Raw genomic sequence first — 21015 nt, 5'->3', positions numbered from 1 at the left:
CGCGGTCGGACGCCGCGCCGGCCGGGCAGGCGGATCAGCCGTGCTCCGGCTCGGGCTGGCGGACCCTTCCGAGCCGCCACATGCCGACGGCGACGAGCACCGCGACGATGGGCAGGCCGGCTATCCCCGTGAGGACGATCAGCGAGGCCATCAGGAAGGCGACCCCGGCAGCGATGAGGCCCGTGAGGAGCCATCCGCCCAGCACTACGAGGATGCCCGTTACGCGCTGGCCACCGTCGGTCATGGTCCAGGTCCGGTCGCCGAACGAGGCGCCCATCGCGGCCATGAACGTGATGTAGGTCGTCGACAGGGGCAGTCTGTTCGCGGTGCCTATGGAAATGAGCAGCGCGGCGACGGTGAGATTCACGCTGGCGCGCAGCAGGTCGTATGGAGGATCCGCGGGATCCACCGGGGGCGTCGCGGTCTGTCCTTCGATGTGCGCCCGGAGCCTGCTCGGCGTGAGGCGCCGTGCCGTGAGGAAGCCGGTGTACCCCCACCTCGCGATCGTGGTACCCAGCTTGCTGTCGCGGAAGCGCTGCGGCGTATGGCTCTGGGCGGCAAGCCGGATCTCCGTGTCGGTCACGCGACGGGCCTTGCGAGACCTGATGAGCGCCACAGCCATGATGATGCCTGCCGCCAGCAGCGCCCAGGGCGGCGTCGACACCCGACCCGAGAGGTCGACGCCCTCGACGAGCACCGCCTGGAAGGCCGCCACCGAAGGTCCGATGAAGTTGACGAGATCGTTCCCGGCGAACGCCATGGACAGTGCCCCCGTACCCGTGAGGACGATGACGCTGACCACCGTCTTGGGTCGATGCCGGAGCGAGAACGCAAACACGCTCGACAGCGCGAACACGCCCACGAGGATCAGGACGATCTGATCGCGGAGCATCGCCATCGTTCCCTCACCGAGGATCGCGGCGCCCTGGAGACCCTTGAACAGCACGAAGTACGCCATCGCCGAGAACGAGACACCGGTCCAGAGCCAGCCCCAGCGCGGAAAGCTGCTCTTCAGGTCGAATCCGTACAGGATTCTCACCAGCCACATCACTGCCGCGGCGCTCACGAACGCCGTAATCACGGAGAGGAAGATGGCGGTGTAAATGCCGAGCACCGGTCCGGTGTTGATCACTTCCAGCGCCTCGCGGAACCCGCCCGCCGTGGTCCAGAAGGCGACGGCGATCGAGGCGCCCACCAGTTCCGACACGATCGATACCGTTGTGCTGGTCGGCAGCCCGAAGGTGTTGAAGAGATCCAGAAGCAGGACATCCGCCGCCATGACCCCGAGGTACAGGGCGAGAATCGAGGTCAGGATGATCGTCCCGTCTACGTTGGTGAAGAAGCTGGGATCGAACACGCCGCGCCGAGCTACTTCCATGAGTCCGCTCGACGTGAAGGCGCCGAGGAGGATCCCGACCGTGGCCACGACCATGATTACTCGCCGTCGAGCCACCCGTGACCCGAACGCCGAGTTCAGGAAGTTCACCGCGTCGTTCGCGACCCCGACCCAGAGGTCGAAGGTGGCGAGCCCGAGAATCAGAAGCAGAGCAATGGTTTCGAACAATGGATCAACGCCTGGCTGGGGCTGCCTACGCCCGGAATACGGTCACGCCGAGGTGCCGCACAAAGCGCTCTCAGCGCCAACCCTAGGCCGATTTGGACGCGGGGCAAGCGTCGTGACGAGACTGTTACTTCAGCGCCGCCCAACCTCCTCTTCGGCCGTGGTTTGTTTCTGTTTCTGTGTCATTTCGGTATCCTCTGAAGATCGTGAGCCGCACCCAGGTGTATGCCGATCATACCGCAGGAGTTGAAATGCGTGTCCCCCCATTCCTGATGGAACGGTGGCAGTCGACGTTCGAGCACCGCGTGGACTACAACATATCCGAGAGCGGTGTGCATCCGCTCACCCTCTCCGAACTCCTGGAACTCATCGACCTGGACCCGGCGGACGTTCGCCTCGAGTACGGCCAGAGCGACGGTTCAGATCCGCTCAAGGCCGCGATCGCGGACCTGTACGACGGGGCAAGTCCCGACAACATCATCGCCACGACGGGCGGGGCCGAGGCGAACTATGTGGTCCTCTGGCGCCTCGTCTCCCCGGGAGATCGCGTGGTGGCGCTGGAGCCGACCTACGGCCAGACGCCGGGACTCGCGCGGGGGCTCGGCGCGAACGTCGTCTCGTGGCAGTTGAGGGAGGATTTGGGCTGGCAGCCCGAGCCGGGAAGCGCCGCTGAGGTCATCACTCCCGGGACGCGTCTCGTCATCGTCACGAACCCCAACAACCCGACGGGCGCCGTCCTCACCGAGGCCGCGATGGACGAGATCGTCGCGGCGGCGGAGGCGGTCGGGGCCTGGATCCTCTCGGACGAAGTCTACACCGGGGCGGAGGTCGAGGGCCCCGAGACGCCGAGCTTCTGGGGCCGCTACGACCGGGTGATCGTGACGAACTCGCTCTCGAAGGCCTACGCGCTGCCGGGGCTGCGGCTGGGCTGGATCACGGCTCCGGCGGACATGCACGAAGAGCTCTGGAGTCGGAAGGACTACACGACGATCACGCCGGCCACCCTCTCGGATATCGCGGCGCGCCGCGTTCTGAACCCGGCTGTCCGCCCCCGCGTCATCGAGCGGACGCGAGGGATCATCCGCTCCAACCTTCCCAGCGTCAGGCGCTGGCTCGATGACCGAGGGGATCTGTTCTCGTATCGGGCGCCGGATGCCGGTGCGATCTGCTACGTGCGGTACGGTCTCGACATCAACTCGACGGAGCTGGCGGAGCGGCTCCGGGCCGAGAAGGGTGTCCTTCTCGTGCCGGGCGACCACTTCGGCATGGACCGGTACCTGCGGATCGGCTTCGGAAACCCGGCCGCGGAACTCGACGAGGCCCTTGATCGGGTGGCGGCCCTTATCGAGGCATCCTGCGTGGCGGTCGCCTAGCAACTCATGGCGCGGACGGTCGAAGTCGAGGTCAAGCTCACTGGAAGTACTGAGGAGCTGTCCGCGGCTTTCGACGACCTGAGCGGAACCCGCCCGGCTCGCCAACAACTGCTGACGACCTACTACGACACGCCGGAGGGGCATCTCCGGCGCCGGGGTTTCGCCCTCAGAATCCAGAGTCGAGGCGGCGCTCGGGAGGTGACCCTGAAGCGGGACGCGGGCGATGGACTGACCCGCGGCGAGTGGACCTCACCGCTGCCGCCCGCGACCCGCGACGATGGGGCGCCGAGCCTTGATCAGCTCCCCCCGGAGGCTCCCGTCGGCGATCTCGGGATCACGGATTCCGACGCTCTGAGCCCCACCTTCGTCACGGACATCGAGCGCACGAAGAAGGAGATCAGGACGGGCGACGCCCTGGTCGAGCTGTCGCTGGATGCGGGCCGGATCTCGGCCGGGGAGCGGGAGGCACGGGTGGCCGAACTGGAGCTGGAGCTTCTGAGCGGACCGGTGGGGGACATGCTGGCGGGTGCGCGCTCGGTCCTTCGCAAGCGTCGCCTCGCGATCGGGACGCGCTCGAAGGCGGCGCAGGGCACGGCACTCCTTCTAGGTAGGCGGCCGCGGGCCATGCGGGCCAAGCGGGTGAAGCTGGACCAGGCGGACTCGATCGACGGGGCGCTCGCCAAGGTGGTCCGGGCGACCTCCATCCAGGTGATGGGGAATCTCGCTCCCGTCCTCGAGGCGGGTGATCCGGAAGGCGTGCACCAATTGCGGGTGTCCCTCCGGCGGCTGCGTTCGGCGCTGCTTTTTCTCCGCAGCCACCTCGGATCCCGCGCCGCCGCCCTGAACCGCGAGGCCAGGCGTGCGCTCAAGCGGCTGGGCCCGGCGCGCGACCTCGATGTCTTCCTGCTCGAGACGTTGCCTGCGGTGATCGACGCGAACCCGGGAGTGCCCGCGCTGCCGCGGCTTCGTGACGCCGCCGAAGGACGCCTGGACGCGGCCCGTGCATCGGCTCGGAAGCTGATCCTGGGCCGGCGCTTCAACCGGTTCGTGCTGGATCTGCTGGACGTGGCGCACGGCGGCGTCCTTGTCGTCGAGGCGGGCGGCGAAACCCTCGTGGAGACGGCGAGGGACAGGCTGGCTGCGAGGTACCGGAGCTTGATGAAGGCGGGGAGTGGCTTCGAACACCTCGGCGAGCCGGAGCGCCACCGGGTCAGGATCGCGCTCAAGAAGCTCCGCTACGCGTGCGACTACTCCCGGAGCCTGTTCCCGGGCCCGGCGGTGGGTGCCTACCTGCGATGTCTGTCCGCGCTGCAGGACGATCTCGGCCGCCTGAACGACGCCTCCGTCGCGCGGCAGATCTCGCAGGAGCTGGCCGATGTCGATCCGCACGCCGCGGAGGGAGCCTCGCGGATCGGCGACTGGTGCGACGAGCGGACCCGAGCCGCGGAACCCGATCTGGTCGAATCCTGGCGGACCCTTGTGGCGATGGCACCGTTCTGGTAGCCGTTCCGCTACCGGTCAGGACACGATGCGCGGTCCCAGCGAACGGCGATGGTTCCGGACGCCCCGCGCGAACAGCAGCAGCGTGAGCAGAAGCACGGCTCCGCCTATCACGAGCCGCACCCGACTGTCGGAAACCCGGTTCCCGGGGTTGTCGAGGAGGGCATCGAAGAGCGTGGGCGGATCGTAGAGTGCTCCGCCCTTGCCCACGCGTGAGACCGTCTGCGTGAGCGAAATGTCGACCCGCGGATCGCTCTCCAGAATGAGGAAATCCCCAAGCTTCCCCGACTCCAGCGTACCGCGTGAATCTTCGAGTCCCAAGTAACGGGCCGCTTCTCTCGTAGCGGCGTAGAGGGCGTCCTCCGGCGTCAGCCCGGCCGTGACGAGCGCGTCCATCTCCTCGTGTAGCGCCAGCCCCGGCGCGAGGGCGCCGTTCGTGGCTGTGGCGACGGAACCTCCGGCGGCGTGGAACTCCCGCACGAACTCGCGCATCACCTCCAGCGCCGCCCCAAGTTGCTCGGCTTCGGCGGGCGTCCGGTCGGGGAGGAGTCGATCCTGAATGCGCTCCGCGACCATCGCGAATTCGACGAGGCGGTTCATCCCGTGCGGGAGCCGATACGGCGCGGCCCAGCGTTCCTGCTCCAGGAGGCGCGGTGCGAAGACGGCACCCCGGCCCCCCAGCGCGCGGGCGGAGTCCAGCAACGCCTCTCGGTCGGCCAGCGTCGGCCTCGACCGCGCGTAGACCAGGAGATCTCGCTCTCCCCGTCCCGGGGGTCCGGTGTCGAGCGGGATCGTCTGGGCGACCGCCTGCCCGAAGAGGCCGAGCGGGTACGCGGGCTCCTCTACGGGAATCGCCGGCCGGGGCGCCGGAATGCGCGGGTCATCGCTCCCTGTCGGCGGCAGCCGCTCACCCTCGGGCCCCTCCGGGATGTGGGGCACGGCCGCCGTCGTGACGCCGAGCAAGAACGCCAGGTAGGCCGCTTGCTCGTTGCTCGGTACCTCGACGGCCTCCTTCGCATCGATGAGCCCCGGCACGACCCAGAAACCATCGGCGTCGAGCACCTCCACGCCTGACGGCTCGGCGCAGTCGGCCTGTGCGCCAACACACGCGACCAGCCCGTCGACCACGACGAGCCGCCCGGTCGGCCACACGGCGCTCGTGCCGTCGATGATGTTCGCATTGTCGACTACGATCGACCCTGGCCCGCCGCACGCCGCGACGCCGACCAGAAGGATCGCCCACGCTCCCGAGGATCGTCTCATTACCGTCATGCCGTTCCAGTTCCGTTCAGGATCTCCATCACCTCCCGGTGCAGCCCCGGCGCCGCCGCCACCGTGGACGCGCCCCCGATGGGGTCGTCCCCTTCCCATGTCGTGATCGTGCCGCCCGCCCCCCTGATCACCGGGACCAGCGCCGCAATGTCCCACGGATGCATGGCCGGATCGAGCATGATGTCGGCTCGCCCCGTCGCGACCATGAGATATCCGTAGCAGTCTCCCCAGCCGCGGTACAGCGCCGTCCTCGACCACAGCGCCTCGAAGCCGGCGACGTCCTGGTGCCGGCCGACCGCCCCCGGATCCGTCGTCAGCAACATCGCGTCCGCCAGCGACCGGTCCTCGCGCACCCTTACCGACTCCCCGTTGAACGTGGTGCCCGACGCAGTGCCGATGGCCAGCTCGCCCGTGATGGGCTGGTGGATCACGCCCAGGATCGGTTCTCCGTCGCGCAGCAAGCCGATGAGCGTCCCGAACAGAGGCACGCCGGCGACGAAGGAGATCGTCCCGTCGATCGGATCCAGCACCCACACGTACTCGGAGTCTTCGTTCTGTCCCCCGAACTCCTCCCCGACGATCCCGTGCTCGGGGAAGCGCTCCAGAATCCGGTCGCGAAGCAGCGTCTCGACGTAGCGGTCCGCCACGGTGACGGGCGACGCGTCCGCCTTCGATTCCACGGCCAGGTCCGGATGGCGAAACATGCCCGCGAGCGCGCGGCCCGACTCCTCGGCCAGCTCCGCCGCGAACTCTCTCAGCGAATCGGGGTCCAACCTCTCCTCCGGTTCCGGGTACGGGTTTGGGGGCAGTCCGGCCCACAGGATAGTTTGCCGGACATGCTCAGGCTTCATCCGTACGAATATCACATGCCGCGCGCGCTCGACGAGGCGCTGTCGTTGCTCGCCGCCCACGGCGAGGACGCGATGCCGATTGCCGGCGGGACCGACCTCGTCCCCAACATGAAGCACGGGCTGTTCACCCCCGGCCACCTCGTCGCCCTCAGTCGGGTTCGGGAGATGCGCGGGATCACTTCCACCGCGGAAGAGGTCCGCATCGGGGCGGCCGAGACGCTGACCTCGGTTGCGACCCACCCGGAAGTCCTGGCGCAGGTGCCCAGTCTGGCCCGGGCCGCCGAACTCGTATCGGGTCCGCAGTTGCGGCGCGTCGGCACCATCGGCGGCAACGTGTGTCTCGACACGCGCTGCGCGTACTACAACCAGACCAGGTTCTGGCGGAAGGCGCTCGGCTACTGCCTGAAGAAGGACGGCGATGTGTGCCACGTCGTGAAGGGCGGCACCCGCTGCGTGGCGGCACACTCGGCGGATACTCCCCCCGTGCTCGCGGTGCTCGATGCGGTCCTCGAAGTCGCGGACGGGGACGGGACGCGCGACGTGCCGATAAGGCGGTTCTTCACGTCCGACGGGATCTGGAACCGGTCCATCGGGAAGAGCGAACTCGTCGTCGCGATCCGTATTCCGCGGCCGCCGGCGGGTACGCAGGTCGCGTTCCAGAAACTCCGGCCCCGCGCGGCGATCGATTTTCCGCTGGCCAACCTCGCGGTGCGCGTCGAGCGCGAGGACGACGGCCGCGTGTCCGACTTTCGCCTCGTCGTCTCAGCGATGGGCGCCTATCCCCGCCACGTGGGGAAGGTCGAGGACGCCGCCCTGGGGAACCGCCTCCGCCCGAGCGTGATCGAAGCAGTGGCCGAGCAGGCGTTCCGCCAGTGTCACCCGCTCTCCAACATCACGGTCGACCCGGAGTGGCGTCGGGCCATGGTCCCCGTCCTCGTCCGCCGCGCCCTGAACGAAATCGCCGCCGCCTGAAGACCTCCGCTCAGTAGGCGAAGAGATCGGCGAGCGGCACATAGGCCTCGCCGGCGAACACGAGAATGTCGTCGATGCCGAACAGGATCTCGTCGAGCGCCACGAGTTCGGAGTTCGTGAACCCCCGCCCCACGGCATCGGTGAAGATCGGCGCCTCGACGGTGCCTCCCACGAGAGCCTGGACCCGTCCTGCCTGGCGGATCTCTCCGTCCTGGGCGCCGTTCACGACGCCGAGGTCGACGAGTGTCCGCCCGGCCGAACCGTCGAGGTCCAGGCGGAAGAGGAGATCGGCGAAGGATCCATCCGCCGACAGATCGCCGCCGACCCGCAATCGTACATCGGTCCCCTCGTCCGAAATCACGCGGTGCGTCGACGTGATGCGTGTCATGCGGGCCGCGTCGTCGGACTCCAGCAACTCGTCCAGTTCGAAGTTGAAGCGCCCGTTCTGGTCCTCCACGAACCCCTCGGCGAGCAGGCTCACCGACACCCCGTTGGCGTCGGAGGCGAAGGCCCCGTCCACCAGGTAGTCGGCGACCCGCAGGGTCCCGCCCCCGCTCGTATCGAAGGCCCGCATCCGCAGCCGCGCGGACACCGCGTCGCTCTCGTCAAGCAGATCCACGAACCCGAACGGCCGCAGCGGGAGCGCCGGCAGACCGGATGCAAGGTCGACCACGTACAACTCGAACCGGACCCCGTTTTCCGGGCCTCCGTCCCCGTACTCGACATAGGCGTCGATGGACGCATCGAAGATGAACTCCTTGCCGAGATAGTTGATCGGGAAGAGCGGGGTCTTCGCTCCGCCGGCGCGGCGCGCGGCGACGTTCGCCACCGCGCGTTCGAGCGAACGCGGCTCGAGGGCGCGGAGAAGGTCGACTCGATCGGACGAACCCCGGAGCTGAGCGTGAGCCACCCGATTCGTCCGGGGCTCGGCCAGACCGAGCACCTCGGCGATCGTCCGCACCTGCGCCACGACCGCGTTGTCCGCGGCGAATCGGAGTGAGTAGATGGAGTTCGCGGCCAACTCGGGATCGAAGGGAGGATCGGGCAGCGGCGGTCCGGTGATGCCGCGCTCTTCCACGCAACCCACGGCCGCCAGTGCGAGCAGCCCCGCCACCAGCGCACGACATCTTCCGGACACCACGGTTCCTCTCCTCATGCTTTCCCTCATGCGTCGCACGGATCATTCGATTGGACAGGGGAAAGACGAGACAGGCGGGAAGCGGGTCACCGCAGGCGGGAGTCGGCTAGCGGCTGGTCACGCTCCCCACCGCGCGCATACCTTGGCGAAGCATTTGTAAATCCGGCATTCGTCACCACGGTCCCCGACCGGGGACTCTTGATTCCGAGGAGGTAGGATGCACGCCTTGCCCGACCTGCCGTACGCCCATGACGCGCTAGAGCCGAAGATCGACGCGCGCACGATGGAGATCCATCACGGCAAGCATCATCAGGTGTATGTGAACATGTTGAACGGCGCGCTCGAGGGTCACGATGACCTCGCGAGCCTCTCCCTGGAGGACCTGTTGCGCGGCATCGACAACGTGCCCGAGTCGATCCGCGGGGCGGTGCGGAACCACGGCGGCGGCCACGCGAACCACTCGCTCTTCTGGACTTCCATGTCTGCGGACGGGGGCGGGAGCCCGTCGGGCGACCTTTCGGCCGCGATCGACGGCGTTTGCGGCTCCTTCGATGACTTCAAGGCGGCGTTCCAGCAGGCGGGCCTCACCCGCTTCGGCAGCGGCTGGGCGTGGCTCGTCGCGGGCGCGGGCGGAGGCCTGTCCGTGTATTCCACCGCGAATCAGGACAGCCCGCTGATGCAGGGGGACACGCCGCTCCTGGGCGTGGACGTGTGGGAGCACGCGTACTACCTGAACTACCAGAACCGCCGGGCGGACTACCTGGCCGCCTTCTGGGACGTGGTGGACTGGGCCGCCGTGGCGGCCCGCTACGCCGCCGCCACCGGCTGACCACCCGGAATCAGACGCGTCCGGGCATCGGGGTCAGTCGCCGAGGCTGACCCCGAGCGCCTGGGCGGTCATCACGATGTCGCCGTCCACCGGCACCACCTTGAGATTGGCGAGCGCCTCGGCGAGCGGGATCGCCCGGACGTGCGGCGGATCGAGCGCGACCATCGTCCCGAAGCGGCCGCGGGCGACGCAACGCACGGCTGCGGCGCCGAAGCGCAGCGAGATGACGCGGTCGTAGGAGTTCGGCGTACCGCCGCGCTGCAGGTGACCCAGCGTCAGCGATCGCGTTTCCTTCCCCGTGCGCCGCGCAATCTCGCGCGCCACCACCTCTCCCAGCCCGCCCAGCCGCTCCTGGTCGTCGTCGCCGCCGTGGACGGTCTTCATCACCATCTCGCCCCCGGCGGGCGTTGCGCCCTCCGCCACGCAGACGATGCTGAAGTCGCGCCCGGCCGCCTCACGGTCCCGAATCTTGTCGCACACTCTTTCGATGTCGAAAGGAATCTCGGGGATGAGGATGACGTCGGCCGAGCCTGCCAGGCCGCTGTAGAGCGCGATCCAGCCGGCGTGCCGTCCCATGACCTCCACCACCATGACGCGGCGGTGGCTCTCTGCCGTGGAGTGGAGCTTCCCGATCGCGTCGGTCGCCGTCGCGACCGCCGTGAGAAACCCGAACGTGAGACTCGTTCCGCAGAGGTCGTTGTCGATCGTCTTCGGCACGCCGACCACCGGGAGCCCCTGCTTCGACAGCCGGTGTGCGAGGTCGAGACTGCCGTCCCCGCCGATCGCGATCAACGCGTCGATGCCATGCCGCCGGAGGCCCTCGATGATCTCGCCGGACCGGTCGCGCTCCTCGATCGAACCGTCCGGCAGGCGTACCGGCCACGCGAACGGGTCGAAGCTGTTGGTCGTCCCCAGGATCGTGCCGCCGCGGTGTGTGATCCCCCGCACTTCATCGCTCCCCAGCGGAATCACCCGCCCTGGGTCATCCGGCAGCAGCCCCCCGTAGCCGTTCTCGACGCCCACCACGCTCCATCCGCGGTGGAGCGCGCTCAACACGATGGCCCGGATCACCGCGTTCAGCCCCGGCGCGTCGCCTCCGCCGGTGTTGATCGCGATCTTCCGGATCTTTCCCGCTCCGTCCGCACGCGGTGCGGTTGTCGGGAGATCATCGTCGCCGGGTATCGTCTTCCTCTCGTTCATGGCCCGATTATCGGCGTTGCCCGGGGTTGACGCTACGCCCGCGGGTCGGCACCCTCGCTCCCCATGTCACCACGCCGTCCGCTGAAGACGATCCTGTTCGATCTCGATGGCACCCTCGTGGACTCGACCGACCTCATCGCCGAGTCCTGGCGCCATACGATGAGAGCCCACTTCGAGGACCCCCCTCCCGACGACGTGTGGTTGCGGACGCTGGGCCAACCCCTCCGCGCCCAGCTCGGCTATTTGGTGGACACGGCCGAGGAGGTACAGGCCATGATCGATACCTACCTCGACCACAATCTGAGGGAACACGAACGGCTCATCGGTTCCTTTCCGGAGGTTGCCGAGACGCTCGTCCGCCTACGAGAGAAGGGGGTGGGTCTCGGCGTGGTCACAAGCAAGGCGAGCGTGGGAACGGCCCGGAGCCTGGCGGCGTGCGCGCTGGATCAGGCCCTGTTCGACGTCATCATCACGTCCGACGAACCCGTGCCGCACAAGCCCGATCCGGCCCCCATCCACCTGGCGCTGGAACGTCTGGAAGCCACCGCTGAAAACGCCGCCTACGTGGGCGACTCGGTGTGGGACATGCGGGCGGGACACGCGGCCGGTGTGACGACGATGGCGGCGTTGTGGGGCCCGTTCTCGGAACGGGAACTCGCCCTCGAGCGCCCGCACATCATGCTCGACGCGATCGAGGACATCCTCGAATACGTCGGCGCACCGCAGGCGGCGCGCCCCTCGGCCCGGGGCTGCTAAGCGTCTGGCCCGTTCTCCGCAAAGGCGAGCGTCCCTCCCTCGAGCGACCCGTTGGCCAGCGCCGCCGCGAGCGCCTCGTCGAGCGTGTCCACGAGGTGGAACTCAAGCTGATCGCACACGTGATCGGGCAGATCCTCCAGATCACCCTCGTTGACGGCCGGGAGAATGATCTCGCCGATCCCCGCGCGGGCGGCTCCGAGCACCTTCTCCTTGACCCCGCCAATCGGGAGCACCCGACCGGACAGCGTGATCTCGCCGGTCATCGCGACATCGTGTCGCACGGGGTGGTCTCCGAGGGCACTCACGAGCGCCACCGCCATGGCGATCCCCGCCGATGGTCCTTCCTTGGGGATCGCGCCCGCCGGGACGTGAATGTGAATCTCGTGATCCCGTAACCGCTCCTCCGTGAGGTCGAGCCCGTTCGCGTGGCTGCGCGCGAAGGTGAGGGCCGCCTGCGCGCTCTCCTTCATCACGTCGCCGAGTTGCCCCGTGAGGACGAGCCCCTCCTTGCCCTTCAGCACGCGGGTCTCGACGAGCATGATGTCGCCCCCCACCGGCGTGTAGAACATGCCCGTGGCCACGCCGACCGTATCCGCCTCCATCTTCTCGGCCGCATGCACCTTCGGCCGGCCCAGCAGCTCACGCAGGTCGTTCGCGTCCACCGCCGCCTCCGAGGCTCCCGTCGCGATCTTCCGAGCCGACTTCCGGCACACGGACCCGAGTTCGCGCTCCAGGTGCCGGACCCCGGCCTCGCGCGTGTAGCGCGTGATGATCGCCCGGATCGCGTCCTCCGCAAGCTCCAGTTGCTCGGGGAGGAGGCCGTTGCGCCGCTTCTGCCGGGGCAGGAGGAAGCGACGCGCGATCTCGAGCTTCTCGGCTTCCGTGTAGCCGCGGAACTCGATTGCCTCCATTCGGTCGCGGAGCGGCCCGGGGATCTGCTCGAACACGTTCGCCGTGGCGATGAAGAGCACCTGAGAGAGGTCGAAGGGCACGCCGAGGTAGTGATCCACGAAGGCCTCGTTCTGCGCCGGATCGAGCACTTCCATCAGGGCCGCCGAGGGGTCGCCCTGGAACGAGACGCCGAGCTTGTCGATCTCATCGAGGAGGAACACGGGGTTCTTGGTTCCGGCCCGCTTCACCCCCTCGATGATGCGGCCGGCCATAGCGCCCACGTACGTGCGCCGGTGGCCCCTGATATCCGCTTCGTCGCGCGCCCCGCCCAGCGACACGCGGACGTACTTGCGGCCCATGGCGTCGGCGATCGAGCGGGCGATGGAGGTCTTGCCCACACCCGGCGGCCCCACGAAGAGTAGCGTTTCGCCCGCGCGGTCGTCTTCATAGCCGGGGGCCGAGTCCGTCCCGGCCTCCTCCGGCTCCTCCCCGTCGGAAGCGGCTCCGTCGGCATCTGACGCATCGGCATCTGCCCCGTCCTCGCTGCCGGCACCTTCCGCTGCGAGGGCCTCCGCTTCGGCGGCCTCGCGGGCCCACGCCTCCTCCTGGAGCTTCCGGACCGCGAGGAAATCCAGGACCCGTTCCTTCACATCGCGCAGGCCGTAGTGATCCCTCTCGAGGATCTCTTCGGCGCGGGCGATGTCCAGTTGTTCCTCGGTCGTCTCGGACCACGGGAGGTCCGCGACGATCTCCAGGTACGTGCGCACGACCTGGGCTTCGGCGGACTCGCGCGGGATGCGCTCCAGGCGCCGCAGCTCGCGGTCGACCTCCTGGCGCGCCTCGGCCGGCAACTCCAGCGCCTCGATGCGCTCGCGGAGATCGTTCGTCTCCTGGAAGTCGATGTCCTCGCCCAGTTCCTTCTGGATCGCCTTCATCTGCTCGCGCAGGAAGATCTCGCGTTGCCGTTCCCCCAACTCCTCCTGGACCTGCTCCCGGATCTCCTCCTGCGCTTCGAGCAGGCCGATCTGCTTCTGCAGGTGCACAAGGAGCGAGCGCAGCCGTGCCTCGACGGCGAGCGTCTCGAGAAGTTCCTGCTTCTGTTCGACCTCGAGTTCGGTGTAGAAGGCGACGAGGTCGGCCAGTTCACCCGGGGTCGAGACGCCACCGAGCAGGTGATCTACGATCTCCTTGGGGACGCCGCGAAGGCGGCTGACCTCGGCAGCCCTCTCGTGCACTTCCTTGTAGAGGGCGGCGAAGGCCCGTTCCTCGGGATCGAGCGGCTCCATGTCGTCCATCTCGCGCGCGACGACCTCGAGGTAGCCATCCCGCTCGATGTATTCGAGGGCGGCGGCGCGCATGTCGCCCTGGATGACCATCTGGACGCCGCCGGGCACCTTCTGCATCTGGGCGATGCGACACACGGTGCCGATGCGATAGAGATGGTCGGGGTCGGGCTTCTCGATCTCGGCATCGAGCTGCGCGGCGGCGAAGAGCAGCTTGTCCCCCGCAATGGCCTCGTCGATCGCCTTCATCGTCTTTTCCCGCCCCGCCGCGATGGGCGCGGCCACGGCCGGGAACACGACGGTTCCCCGGAGAGGCAGCACCGGCAGCCGCAGGCGCTTCTTGGTGGCCTGCGGCTCGGACTCCGTTGCCGCGGCGCCCTCGGACTCGCCAGCTGGCACCTCACCAGCCGGCACCTCACCAGCCGGCACCTCACCAGCCGGCACCTCACCAGCCGGCACCTCGCCGGCCTGCACGTCCAGCGCGACGCCCCCGTTTTCCGGAGGCGGCACTTCAGCCTGATCCTTGCGTCCGTTTTCTTCGCTCATACTCGCGTAGCTCTATGTCCTCGCCCCGCGCGCGGAGGCGCCGAGTCGCATCCGAACCTCATCCAAGTGTCGAACTCGCCTGAGGCCGCCCCGTTCCATCGCCGGGGCGGGTTCGTGTCTGCAGGTGCACGTTCCGGGCCCGCCTCCGCGGCCCCTCCGACACGCAACGCCGGCCGATTTGGCACACCGGGCTCGTAGAGGTCTGCCGATGCGGTCGCTGTGCGTCAAGGCGGCAGTCTGGTCGCGCATGCTTGGCATCCCTCCGGCACTCTGCCATCTTTCCTGCATGGCGAAACAGGCGATACGTGCGGCCGGTCGCAAGACGTCGGCCGCGGATGAGCGATATTTCCGGCGAGGGCTGGGTCTGAAGAAGGAGATCCAGCCCGTGATCGATTTCGAGTACGGGAGCGCCATCGTCGGCCTCATTCGGGATCGTGACTACGAGTTGCACGTGGACCGTATTCACCTGCGTCTCGCGAAGAGTTCCGGATTCTGCTACGGCGTCGACCGCGCGGTGGATTACGCCTACGAGTCGCGCCGCAAGTTTCCGGACCGGCGGATCCTGCTCGTCGGCGAGATCATCCACAACCCGCATGTGAACGGCCGGCTTCAGGAGATGGAGATCGAGTTCCTCTATCCCTCGGAGGAGGGCGAGTTCGACTTCAGCGGCGTCACGCCCGACGACGTCGTGATCATCCCGGCCTTCGGCGTGACGCTGCACGACTTCGAGGCGTTGCGGGCCCTCGACTGCATTCTCGTCGACACGACGTGCGGCTCGGTGCTCAACGTGTGGAAGCGGGTAGAGCGCTACGCGCGGGAAGGCTTCACATCGGTCATCCACGGCAAGCACTGGCACGAAGAGACGCGGGCGACGAGTTCCCAGGTCCTGAAATCCGAGGGCGCGCAGTACCTCATTGTGCGCGACATGGCGCAGGCCCGGATCGTCTGCTCGTACATCCGCGGAAGCGGCGAGCGCGAGGACTTCATGCGGTTGTTCGAGAAGTCCGTGTCGGAGGGCTTCGATCCCGACATCCACCTGAAGCGTGTCGGTGTGGCCAACCAGACGACGATGCTGGCTTCGGAGTCGTTGGCCATCGCCGCCGAACTCGGCGAAGCGATCACGGATCGATGGGGCCCGGAGGAAGTGCCGAACCGGTTCCGCAGCTTCGACACGATCTGTTCGGCCACGCAGAAGCGCCAGGACGCCGTGGAGGAGATGATGGAGGATCCGCCCGATGTCATGGTCGTGATCGGCGGCTACAATTCCTCGAACACGAACCAGCTCGCCTACATGTGCGGGCTGCACACGACGACGTACCACATCGAGGATGCCTCCTGCATCGACACCGTGCGGGGACGTATCACCCACAAGCTCATCGGCAGCGACGAGATCGCCACGCAGAACGCCTGGCTCCCGGACGGAGACGTCGGAATCGGCATCACGGCGGGCGCCTCCACGCCGAACTCGAAGCTCGGGGAGGCAGTGGAGCGTATCCTCCGGGGTGCGGGCTACAACCCTTCCGACCTCCTGACGTCCTGATCCGCGCGGCCGCGCTCAGTCGTCGGCAAGCGCGGCCCTGAAGCGATTCCGCAACAGCACCCCGCCTCGCGGCGGGTACGAGTCCGGACCGTCCTCGAGCGCGACTTTCGCGACGCACACGACCGGCCCGGCCTCGCTGAACAGTGCCGTCGCCAGCCCGTCGATACCCGTCCCGCCGGGTCCGCGGGCTCCATCGCCGCCGATCGTGAAGGCGGAGCGGATTCCCGCGCCGCGCGCCATGGCGGCGATATCCGCGTGCTCCCGTGTGAGCCCGCGCTGGCGGCCGGTTTCGCCGAATGCCTCGTTGTCGAGGACGAGGATCGCGAGGTTCGCGGGGGCTTCGGCGGCGATCGTCGCGAGGCTCCCGACGCCCATCAGCAGTTCGGCGTCGCCGGTGACTACGAGTACCCGTCGGTCCGGCCGCGCGAGGGCGACCCCCAGCCCCAGCATGGCCGCGCCCCCCATGGCGCCCCAGAAGTAGAAGTTGAGCGGCGAGTCGCCGGCCGCGTGGCAATCCCACGCCGGCGTGCCCAGTCCCGCGATCACGGCCGCATCGCCGCGGTGGCGCAGGACGTCGGCCACCAGGGCGCGACGATCGAGTTTCGAACCCGGCTTCACTTCGCGCCCCTGAACGACTTGGTGCCGATGATGCGCTGGCTCACGAGCACCGCAGCCGGGCGCTCGGCGGCCCGCGCCTCGTCCGCCGCCTCGACGAAGGCGCCCGCCACCTCCTCCGCCGTCCCGGGGCGCAGAACGCGCACCCCGAGCGCCGTCAACACATCGGGCACCGCGCGTCCGACCGGGATCTGCCAGGGGTTCCGCTCTTCGGCTTCCCCCCGCATGGATACGAGAAGCACGCATGGAATGCGGCACACGTTCGGGAGCCCCAGCATGTTCACGATGTTGCCGACGCCGCTCGACTGTATGGCCACGGCCGCCAGTTCGCCGCCCAGCCATGTCCCGCAGGCGAGAGCGATCCCTTCTTCCTCGGTCGTGAGCGTGATGAGACGGACGTCGGCGTCTTCCGCGCAGAGTTCGAGGAAGGTCCCCAATCCCGCGTCCGGCACCGTGGCGACGTGGCGGATGCCCAGGCTGGGGAGCGCTCGAAACACCTGCTCTCCCCAGTCGGAGCTGCCATGTGTTTGGGTACCTGTGTCGTCCACTCTACTCGACCCGTGGAGGGGATTCGCGTGTCGCGGGGAATATGACGCCCCGCTCCGGCCGGAGCCATCCGCTGGGACTATCGCGATGGCTTGCGGCAACCTGTACCCTCCGGGATGACTGAACCACGGATGGAGAGCACCGGACGTGTTCACCGGCTCTGAAGACGGCTACGAGGCGATCCGGGACGGCGTCCGGACCCTGTGCGAACGCTTCCCCGGCGAGTACTGGCGCGATCGGGACCGCGAGAGCGCCTATCCGACCGCGTTCATCGAGGCGCTGACCGAAGCGGGGTATCTCGCCGCGCTCATCCCCGAGGAATACGGGGGCGCCGGACTCGACCTCAAGGCGGCGTGCGTCATTCTGGAGACGATCCAGCGCACGGGGTGCAACGGGGCCGCCTGCCACGCCCAGATGTACATCATGGGCACTCTTCTGAGGCACGGCAGCGAAGCGCAGAAGCGGCAATACCTGCCCGGAATCGCCGCGGGAGAGTTGCGTCTGCAGGCCTTCGGGGTGAGCGAACCGACCTGCGGCACGGACACGACCCGGATCTCGACGACGGCGGAGCGGGACGGGGACGACTACGTGATCCACGGGCAGAAGACGTGGATCTCCCGCTCCGAGCACTCCGACCTCATGCTCCTCCTGGCGCGCACCACGCCTCGCGAGGAGAGCGCGAAGCCGACGGAAGGGATGTCCGTCTTCCTCGTCGATCTCCGGGGCCAGGTCGGGGGAGCCGTCACGATCCGCCCCATCGAGACGATGATCAACCACTCCACCACCGAGGTGTTCTTCGACGGACTGCGCGTGCCGGCGGCGAACCTCATCGGCGAAGAGGGGAAGGGGTTCCACTACATCCTCGACGGGCTGAACGCGGAGCGCGTGCTCATCGCGGCCGAGTGCGTGGGGGACGCGCGCTTTTTCGTGGAGCATGCCACTGCGTACGCGAACGAACGCGAGGTGTTCGGGCGCCCGATCGGGCAGAACCAGGGGGTCCAGTTCCCCATCGCCGAAGCCCACATGCAGACGGAAGCCGCGGCGCTCATGGTCGAACGGGCCGCGTCACTGTTCGATGAGGGGGCCCCGTGCGGAGCCGAGGCGAACATGGCCAAGTATCTCGCGTCGGACGCCTCGTGGGCCGCGGCGGACATGTGCATGCAGACGTACGGGGGCTTCGCCTTCTCCACCGAGTACGACATCGAGCGCAAGTTCCGCGAGACCCGGCTGTATCAGATCGCGCCCATCTCCACGAACCTGATCCTGTCGCACGTGGCGACCCACGTCCTGGGTCTCCCGAAATCGTTCTGATGTCGCAGGAGGCATGGGCCGCATGGGTCGGCCGCACCGAGGAGGTCACCGACCAGGCGTCGGAGGCGCTCGCCCGCGGCATGCTGGCCACGCTGGACCGGGATCCGCGGGCGCTGGGCGATGGAGACCCCCTCCCGCCCCTGTTCCACTGGATGTACTGTCGCGAACTGGCGCCGGGGAGCCACCTCGACGTCGACGGTCACCAGAAGCGCGGTGATTTCCTGCCGGCGCTGCCGTTCTCCCGCCGCATGTGGGCGGGCGGACGCCTGAGGTTCGAAGGGACCGTGCGCATCGGGGACGGGCTCCGTCGCCGCTCGACCATCCGGACGGTCACGCCGAAGACCGGACGCAGCGGACCCCTCGTCCTGGTCACGGTTGAACACCGGATCTCGGGCAACGGCGGGGAGATCGTCGAGGAACAGGATCTGGTTTTCCTCGAACGGCCCACCGAGCCGCTGGCGCTGCCGGACGCTCCGGCCCCGGAGGACGAGATGGAGTGGTCGGAGTCCGTGACGCCGAACGCCGCCATGCTGTTCAGGTTCTCCGCGCTCACCTTCAACGCGCACCGCATCCACTACGACCGGGACTACGCGCGCGGTGTCGAGTTGTACCCCGATCTCGTCGTGCACGGGCCGCTCACGGCGCTGCTCCTCGCGGATCTCGCCACCCGCCGCTCCGGGCGGCCGCTGCGCGCGCTGACCTTTCGGGCTCGTCGCCCCATGTTCGTGGACCGGATGATCACCCTCGAGGGGACGCCGTCCTCGGCGAGCACGACTTTGAGGGCCCTGGACGACACGGGTGCGGTCGCGATGTCCGCCGAGGCGACACTGGGCTAACCCTGGAGGGCGTAACGGAGGACGAGGACCCCGAAGACCAGAGCAAGTGTGCCGGCGGTCCGCCAGAGTCCGGCGCCCATCCGAAGCGCCGTGTCGATCCGCTTGAGTGCGATCCCGGGGTATAGCACCTGGAAGGTGCCCTTCAGAAGTGCCGCCCAGCCGTAGATCGTGACGATCATCGGCACGCCGTCCCAGATGTTGTGGAACGCCACGACGAAGGAGCCGACCCCCAGCCCAATGAGCGCGAGGGGCAAGCTGCCCGCCGTACCCTTCGATTGCAGGTGGGTGAGAAGCGCCTTCCAGTCCCCCGGGCGGAGCAGGAACGACGCCCCCAAAGCGATGAGGTTAATCGACACGAACATTTCCACTGCGCGCGCGAGATCGTTCATCGGCTTCCTTCCTCTCAGCTATCGGCAAATGCTGGACACATCTCGGCGATATGTCCTTTACTAATTCACTTTACTGCGCCATGTATGGCGTGCTGCATCAAAAGCAGGGTCGTCAAGTCTCGGACAGCGCCGCCACCGCGCGTTCGTTGTCGTCCAGCGTGTTGTAGAAATGGGGGGAGAAGCGAACCAGCGGTCCTCGATGGTCGACAATCACGTCGCGCGCGCCCAAATGACGTACCGCGGCCGCCGCGTCCTCATGCTCGACGAGGACGAGGGCAGATCGCGCCGCCGGGTCGGAAGCCTGGTGTAGCCGGTAGCCGAGGTCCGACAAGCGAGCCCGCAAGTCATTTGCCAAAAACCGATTACGACGTTGAATGGCCGCGATCCCGTACTCGAGAACGATGGACAACCCCCCGGCCGCCGTGTACGCGACGCCCGCCGCCGGGGTCCCCAGCTCAAAGCGCCTGGCGTCTTCCCGAGGGGTCGCATCGCGAATGTCGAAAAGAAACTGGTTTTGAACACCGAACCAGGAGAGCGTGACCGGATCGAGTCGCACCTTGGGGTTCACGTGGAGATAGGCCATGCCGGGTCCGCCGCAAAGCCACTTCAACGCGCCGCCGACGAGGAAATCCACATCCAGAGCGTTCGAGTCGATCGCGAGTTGTCCATTTGACTGATATGCGTCCAGTAAAATGAACGATCCGACTTCGTGCGCCATGCGCGTGAGTTCGGCCGCGTCCTGCGTGTTGCCGCTCGTAAAGAAGACATGCGATGTCGCGAGCAGCGCGGTGCGCTCGTCCACGGCATCGCGAATCGATTCGAGGGGGACGTGGATCCCGTCCGGACTCGGCACGATCTCCACCTCGAGGCCGTTCGCTCGCTGCGACAGGAAGTGATGTCCGACCGTCGGGAAATCGAGTTCGGTAAGCACGACCTTGTTGCGACTGGTGCCCCGAACCCTGGCCGCGATGGCGCCCCAGATGACGGAAACGGCCGCCGAAACGCTCGACATGAGCGCGACCGTGTCCGCCTCGGCCTCGATCGTCTGACCGAAGGAGGTCCTGACCTCTTCGAGCTTGGCGACCCAGATTTCATACCAGGCCCCGGCCCCCATCTCGTGCCACAGCTCCTCGAAGCGCCGGCGCTCCTCGACGGACCGGAGAGAGAGTGCCCCGAGGGAGTTGGAGTTGAGGTATGTCTTGCGGGAGAGGATCGGGAACTGGCCTCTCAATTCTTCGATGCGATCGTCGAGAGGCAGCCCCGACTCCGCTACCGCGGTAGCGGCAGCCGGGCTGGCCGATCCGGGCTCGTCCCGAATATCCTGTTTCGCCATGGATGATCCGTCGCACTCGGCCCCGGAGAACGGGCCGCTTCTCGATTTCGAAGCAGGTCAGACGCTCGAGCGGCGCGACCGCAAGCACGCCGGTCCCGGGGGCGAACCGGACTGCCCCCGGTGCGAGGCCCGCATGGTGCGCTGCGTCGAACAGCACCGGGCGCCCCGGTCCGACGACTCACCGTTCCGGGTCCGACTCGCGTGCCCGTCGACCGACTGCGGCGCGTGGACATCGTACAATTGGTAGAAGGGGTCGACTCCGACAACCCGGAC

The 21015-nt window shown here is 67.9% G+C and carries 18 protein-coding genes; 8 read left to right on the top strand and 10 right to left on the bottom strand.

The window, feature by feature from the left end:
- Nucleotides 1-34: 34 nt before the first annotated feature.
- On the bottom strand, nucleotides 35-1564 hold the full coding sequence (locus ACOOGH_RS12875; protein ID WP_420449290.1) for an inorganic phosphate transporter: 1530 nt from the start codon (nucleotides 1562-1564) through the stop codon (nucleotides 35-37).
- A gap of 248 nt (nucleotides 1565-1812) precedes the next feature.
- On the opposite strand from ACOOGH_RS12875, the gene ACOOGH_RS12870 reads away from it, so the two are divergent.
- Together ACOOGH_RS12870 and ACOOGH_RS12865 are read left to right on the top strand one after the other, a co-directional pair.
- Nucleotides 1813-2934, top strand: a complete 1122-nt coding sequence (locus ACOOGH_RS12870; RefSeq protein ID WP_420449289.1) for an aminotransferase class I/II-fold pyridoxal phosphate-dependent enzyme — start codon at nucleotides 1813-1815, stop codon at nucleotides 2932-2934.
- Nucleotides 2935-2940: 6 nt separating this feature from the next.
- A complete protein-coding gene (locus ACOOGH_RS12865) occupies nucleotides 2941-4437 on the top strand; it encodes a CHAD domain-containing protein (protein WP_420449288.1) in 1497 nt (498 codons plus the stop codon).
- Between the two features lie 15 nt (nucleotides 4438-4452).
- On the opposite strand, the gene ACOOGH_RS12860 is transcribed toward ACOOGH_RS12865, so the two are convergent.
- Entirely contained in the window at nucleotides 4453-5706 is a 1254-nt protein-coding gene (locus ACOOGH_RS12860; RefSeq protein WP_420449287.1) for an amidohydrolase family protein, read from the bottom strand.
- Nucleotides 5703-6557 carry a histidinol-phosphatase gene (gene hisN, locus ACOOGH_RS12855; protein ID WP_420449286.1) on the bottom strand — a complete coding sequence of 285 codons (855 nt, stop codon included), beginning with the start codon at nucleotides 6555-6557 and terminating at the stop codon, nucleotides 5703-5705. The genes ACOOGH_RS12860 and hisN overlap by 4 nt, the downstream gene beginning before the upstream one ends.
- On the opposite strand from hisN, the gene ACOOGH_RS12850 reads away from it, so the two are divergent.
- A complete protein-coding gene (locus tag ACOOGH_RS12850; RefSeq protein ID WP_420449285.1) occupies nucleotides 6543-7529 on the top strand; it encodes an FAD binding domain-containing protein in 987 nt (328 codons plus the stop codon). The genes hisN and ACOOGH_RS12850 overlap by 15 nt on opposite strands.
- Before the next feature lie 10 nt (nucleotides 7530-7539).
- On the opposite strand, the gene ACOOGH_RS12845 is transcribed toward ACOOGH_RS12850, so the two are convergent.
- Nucleotides 7540-8667: a hypothetical protein gene (locus ACOOGH_RS12845; RefSeq protein ID WP_420449284.1), complete on the bottom strand. Its 1128-nt coding sequence runs from the start codon at nucleotides 8665-8667 to the stop codon at nucleotides 7540-7542.
- Nucleotides 8668-8884: 217 nt separating this feature from the next.
- Between ACOOGH_RS12845 and ACOOGH_RS12840 the strand changes: the two genes are divergently transcribed.
- Nucleotides 8885-9496, top strand: a complete 612-nt coding sequence (locus ACOOGH_RS12840; RefSeq protein WP_420449283.1) for a superoxide dismutase — start codon at nucleotides 8885-8887, stop codon at nucleotides 9494-9496.
- Between the two features lie 33 nt (nucleotides 9497-9529).
- Here ACOOGH_RS12840 and ACOOGH_RS12835 read toward each other — a convergent pair whose 3' ends face one another.
- Nucleotides 9530-10696, bottom strand: a complete 1167-nt coding sequence (locus ACOOGH_RS12835; protein ID WP_420449282.1) for a 6-phosphofructokinase — start codon at nucleotides 10694-10696, stop codon at nucleotides 9530-9532.
- Between the two features lie 63 nt (nucleotides 10697-10759).
- Here ACOOGH_RS12835 and ACOOGH_RS12830 point away from each other — a divergent pair, with 63 nt between their 5' ends.
- Nucleotides 10760-11452, top strand: coding sequence for an HAD family hydrolase (locus ACOOGH_RS12830; protein ID WP_420449281.1), 693 nt, complete (start codon nucleotides 10760-10762; stop codon nucleotides 11450-11452).
- On the opposite strand, the gene lon is transcribed toward ACOOGH_RS12830, so the two are convergent.
- Complete coding sequence (lon, locus tag ACOOGH_RS12825) at nucleotides 11449-14172, bottom strand: endopeptidase La (protein WP_420449280.1); 2724 nt, start codon at nucleotides 14170-14172, stop codon at nucleotides 11449-11451. The genes ACOOGH_RS12830 and lon overlap by 4 nt on opposite strands.
- Before the next feature lie 208 nt (nucleotides 14173-14380).
- Between lon and ACOOGH_RS12820 the strand changes: the two genes are divergently transcribed.
- On the top strand, nucleotides 14381-15712 hold the full coding sequence (locus ACOOGH_RS12820) for a 4-hydroxy-3-methylbut-2-enyl diphosphate reductase (protein WP_420449279.1): 1332 nt from the start codon (nucleotides 14381-14383) through the stop codon (nucleotides 15710-15712).
- A gap of 15 nt (nucleotides 15713-15727) precedes the next feature.
- Here the strand turns inward: ACOOGH_RS12820 and ACOOGH_RS12815 are convergent, their stop codons facing one another.
- Both ACOOGH_RS12815 and ACOOGH_RS12810 read right to left on the bottom strand, forming a co-directional pair.
- Nucleotides 15728-16330, bottom strand: a complete 603-nt coding sequence (locus ACOOGH_RS12815; RefSeq protein ID WP_420449278.1) for a thiamine pyrophosphate-dependent enzyme — start codon at nucleotides 16328-16330, stop codon at nucleotides 15728-15730.
- The gene (locus ACOOGH_RS12810) at nucleotides 16327-16824 is read right to left on the bottom strand and encodes a thiamine pyrophosphate-binding protein (protein ID WP_420449277.1); all 498 of its coding nucleotides are present in this window, start codon (nucleotides 16822-16824) and stop codon (nucleotides 16327-16329) included. The genes ACOOGH_RS12815 and ACOOGH_RS12810 overlap by 4 nt, the downstream gene beginning before the upstream one ends.
- 196 nt (nucleotides 16825-17020) lie before the next feature.
- Between ACOOGH_RS12810 and ACOOGH_RS12805 the strand changes: the two genes are divergently transcribed.
- Together ACOOGH_RS12805 and ACOOGH_RS12800 are read left to right on the top strand one after the other, a co-directional pair.
- Nucleotides 17021-18184: an acyl-CoA dehydrogenase family protein gene (locus ACOOGH_RS12805; protein ID WP_420449276.1), complete on the top strand. Its 1164-nt coding sequence runs from the start codon at nucleotides 17021-17023 to the stop codon at nucleotides 18182-18184.
- Complete coding sequence (locus ACOOGH_RS12800) at nucleotides 18184-19020, top strand: FAS1-like dehydratase domain-containing protein (RefSeq protein WP_420449275.1); 837 nt, start codon at nucleotides 18184-18186, stop codon at nucleotides 19018-19020. Before ACOOGH_RS12805 ends, ACOOGH_RS12800 begins: the two co-directional genes overlap by 1 nt.
- On the opposite strand, the gene ACOOGH_RS12795 is transcribed toward ACOOGH_RS12800, so the two are convergent.
- Entirely contained in the window at nucleotides 19017-19409 is a 393-nt protein-coding gene (locus tag ACOOGH_RS12795; protein ID WP_420449274.1) for a hypothetical protein, read from the bottom strand. The genes ACOOGH_RS12800 and ACOOGH_RS12795 overlap by 4 nt on opposite strands.
- Before the next feature lie 112 nt (nucleotides 19410-19521).
- Nucleotides 19522-20742, bottom strand: a complete 1221-nt coding sequence (locus ACOOGH_RS12790) for an aminotransferase class V-fold PLP-dependent enzyme (RefSeq protein WP_420449273.1) — start codon at nucleotides 20740-20742, stop codon at nucleotides 19522-19524.
- Between the last annotated feature and the right edge of the window lie 273 nt (nucleotides 20743-21015).

This window comes from Candidatus Palauibacter sp., from assembly GCF_965213655.1.
Lineage (GTDB): Bacteria > Gemmatimonadota > Gemmatimonadetes > Palauibacterales > Palauibacteraceae > Palauibacter.
This window is presented reverse-complemented; position numbering and strand designations above follow the sequence as displayed.